Origin of the sequence: Cupriavidus sp. HMR-1 (assembly GCF_000319775.1) — a bacterium.
GTDB lineage: Bacteria > Pseudomonadota > Gammaproteobacteria > Burkholderiales > Burkholderiaceae > Cupriavidus > Cupriavidus metallidurans.
Genome location: NZ_ANKP01000154.1, coordinates 1 through 3,577, shown reverse-complemented (window position 1 = coordinate 3,577; position 3,577 = coordinate 1). Strand labels below are relative to the sequence as shown.

Below are 3,577 nucleotides of genomic sequence, written 5' to 3'. Positions count from 1 at the left end.
CCGCCGACCGCGCGCCGCGCTCGGCCTTCTGCGACGTGGCTGCATCCGGCGGGCGCGGGGCAAGGCCCGACTCATAGCGCACCACCAGCAGCTGGCGATGCGAACGCACACCGGCCACGGGCTCGCAATACACGCGGGAGAACGCCGTATCGGCTTTGCGTTCGATCTGGACGATCTTCGCCACTGGCAGGCCAGGCGGATAGGTGCCATCGAGGCCCGACGTCACCAGCAGGTCGCCCTGCTGCAGATCGGCCGATGCCGCCATGAAGCGCAGGTCCAGCAGACCGGCGCGTGAGCCGCCGAAGGCCACGCTGCGCAGACCGTTGCGCACCACCTGGACCGGGATCGCCTGTTCCTTGTCGGTCAGCAACGTGACTTCCGACTGGAACGGGGAAACGCGCGTCACCTGGCCGATCACGCCGCGCTCGTCGATGACCGGATAGCCAGCGCGCAGGCCCTGCATGCTGCCGCGGTCAATCACGATGCGCTGGCTGTAAGGGTCCCGGGCGTCGTAGAGGATTTCCGCCGGGGTCACCGGCGTGGTCGATTGCTGCGTCAGGTTCAGCAGCTTGCGAAGCTGGTTGTTCTCGGATTCGAGCTGGGCCTGGCGTACCGAGGCGTTGGCCTGCTCGAGCGCCGCACGCCGCAGTTCGCGGTTCTCGTTGGCCAGTTCGACGGAAGACTGGGCATAGTCGAAGACGCCACGGATGGCGTCGCGCGGCACCAGCACCAGACGCTCCACCGGCATCAGCACGGTGGCAGCTACCTGGCGCACGTTGCGCATGGCGTCAAAGCGCGCGTCGACGATCAGCAGCACCAGCGCGATCGTCACGAAGATAACCAGACGCGCAACGGCGGACGTGCCTTGCTTGAAGAGCGGCGGTGGAGAGTAATCCATTTACCCGTGCGCAGGCGATGCCAATCCGCCAGCGCGACGCCCCGTCCCTTGCGGGACGGGGCGGGCCGGGCTGGCGGAGAAAACGTTCAAGATGGAGGAGGATCCGGCGACGCGACTCACCACGTTGCCGGGTCCGGTTGCATTACTCGTACGAGAAGATGCTGCCGAGCTTGTCCATACGCTCCAGCGCCATGCCGGAGCCGCGCACCACGCAGGTCAGCGGGTCTTCGGCCACCAGCACCGGCAGGCCGGTTTCCTCGGCCAGCAGACGGTCCAGGTCGCGCAGCAGCGCACCGCCGCCGGTCAGCATCATGCCGCGCTCGGCGATGTCGGCGCCCAGTTCCGGCGGGGTCTGTTCCAGCGCGATCTTCACGGCCGAGACGATCTGGTTCAGCGGATCGGTCAGCGCTTCGAGGATTTCGTTCGACGACACCGTGAACGCGCGCGGAATGCCTTCGGACAGGTTGCGGCCCTTGACTTCCATTTCGCGGACTTCCGAACCCGGGAAGGCCGAGCCGATTTCCTTCTTGATCGCTTCGGCGGTCTGCTCGCCGATCAGCATGCCGTAGTTGCGGCGGATGTAGTTGACGATCGCCTCGTCGAACTTGTCGCCGCCCACGCGCACCGACCCCTTGTAGACCATGCCGCCCAGCGAGATGATGCCCACCTCGGTGGTACCGCCGCCGATATCGACGACCATCGAGCCCGACGGCTCCGACACGGGCAGGCCGGCGCCGATCGCCGCCGACATCGGCTCCTCGATCAGGTACACCTGGCTGGCGCCGGCGCCCAGGGCCGATTCACGGATGGCGCGGCGTTCCACCTGGGTGGAACCGCACGGCACGCAGATGATGATGCGCGGGCTCGGACGCAGCAGCTTCGAGTCGTGCACCATCTTGATGAACTGCTTGAGCATCTGCTCGGTCACGGTGAAGTCGGCAATGACGCCGTCCTTCATCGGGCGGATGGCCTCGATATTGCCTGGCACCTTGCCCAGCATCTGCTTGGCTTCCTTGCCCACCGCGGTAATCGTCTTCTTGGCGTTGGGGCCGCCTTCCTGACGGATAGCCACGACCGACGGCTCGTCCAGGACGATGCCCTTGTCGCGCATGTAGATCAGGGTGTTGGCGGTGCCCAGGTCGATGGCCAGGTCGTTGGAGAAATAGCTGCGGAGAAATCCGAACATCAGGAATCCTGTCTTCTGTTGTTTCGCGGGTATGCGAAGCGGCCGGCGCCGCCTGCGGCCCGGCCACGAATCGTTTGCAAGGGTGATGGTTCACGGCTCCCCGGTGCGTGCGGCCCGCGCCAGCCATGCTGGCACGCCCCGATGCCGCTGGCACGCCGGATCGGCGGTCCGCGGCGCTCCGCAAACGGCGCAGACCTGCACGCGCCGAACCGAGAGGTGCTAACAAAACGACTCTGGCGATTCTGGCAGCGCGGCGATGGACAAACGCCTTCACCGCGCCCGGCCAGACCCACCAGGCTTCGCTTTGTTAGCACCCCTTACGGGAACCTTTGATTAGACTCTGCGCGAAAGTTCGCCGCCAGATGCGCCGGACAGGTCAAATACACCTGACGTGTGGCAGTAGCCTAATCGGAGGAACCTGATTGTTACGACTGAAAATGCGATGATTTCCCTCTGCATATCGCAGGATGGTCACCGCGCAACCCCGTGTCCAATACGCGCCGGACTTCCACGCTGTACCGGATAGTGCGTCCCCCTGTTGTATGGCGCCGACGGCAATCATGCGCCGCCAGTGTTGCACGGCTACGACGGCCGACGCTCGGAAGTGGTCCGTTCCGGGTCTCGGGGCCGTTCTGGTCGACCGCGAAAACCGCCTGGACTGTGCCGACGGCGTCACCATCGGGCATCCCTGCCCATCCGAAGTGGAGCGCGCGTTGCGGGGAATCTGCAACGCATAATCATACCTTATAATTCTCGCTGTTTCGGGGCGTTTGGCCCCGGAAAAACTTGTAACTTCGACGATCCTGGGGCGCCTCCCCGGGCGCACCAGTCCGGCACGCCCTGGCCACCCCGCCGCCGTGCCACCCGAAGCGCCCTTCCGGCCCCCAGATGGCCGGCACCCCCGAATCCGGCCAAGATACTTCCAGTCCAACGGACCGAACCCGGCGCACGCGCCGCATCACGCCATGGCTCTCGCACTCTCCGACGTCAAGCGCATCGCGCATCTGGCCCGCATCGAAACTAGCGATGCCGAGGCCGAGCAAACGCTTGCGCAACTGAACAATTTCTTCTCGCTCGTGGAGCAGATGCAGGCGGTGGACACCACCGGCATCGAGCCGCTGGCGCACCCGCTGTCCGCCGTGCGCGACATCGCCCAGCGCCTGCGCGAGGACGCCGTCACGGAATCCGACCGCCGCGCCGATTACCAGCGCCCCGCGCCAGCCACCGAAAACGGCCTCTACCTGGTGCCGAAGGTCATCGAGTGACAACGCGGTCTCCGATACCACGTTGCCCACCACCCAGACGCCATCATCGACATGCCCTTTTCAGCTGATTCCGTGACTTCCCTGCGCCAGATCGCCGATGCCCTGGCGGCGCGCTCCGTTTCCGCCGAGGAACTCGCCCGCGAGTACCTGGCCCGCATCGAGGCCGGCCGCGCCCTCAATGCGTTCGTCGCCGTCGACCCCGAACTGACCCTGGCCCAGGCCCGCGCC

General features: G+C 65.9%; 3 protein-coding genes and 1 pseudogene. 2 read left to right on the top strand and 2 right to left on the bottom strand.

Annotated elements, in window-relative coordinates; all coding sequences use genetic code 11:
* Both mreC and D769_RS18410 read right to left on the bottom strand, forming a co-directional pair.
* Window positions 1–898 (bottom strand): rod shape-determining protein MreC (mreC, locus tag D769_RS18415; RefSeq protein ID WP_008648067.1); only part of this gene is annotated, 898 nt, incomplete at its 3' end.
* 142 nt (window positions 899–1,040) lie between these two features.
* Window positions 1,041–2,084: a rod shape-determining protein gene (locus tag D769_RS18410; protein ID WP_008648066.1), complete on the bottom strand. Its 1,044-nt coding sequence runs from the start codon at window positions 2,082–2,084 to the stop codon at window positions 1,041–1,043.
* A 965-nt stretch (window positions 2,085–3,049) separates the two neighbouring features.
* Between D769_RS18410 and gatC the strand changes: the two genes are divergently transcribed.
* Window positions 3,050–3,349, top strand: a complete 300-nt coding sequence (gene gatC / locus D769_RS18405; protein ID WP_008648047.1) for an Asp-tRNA(Asn)/Glu-tRNA(Gln) amidotransferase subunit GatC — start codon at window positions 3,050–3,052, stop codon at window positions 3,347–3,349.
* Window positions 3,350–3,400: 51 nt separating this feature from the next.
* Window positions 3,401–3,577: pseudogene (locus D769_RS31905) on the top strand (Asp-tRNA(Asn)/Glu-tRNA(Gln) amidotransferase GatCAB subunit A); the annotation flags it as partial.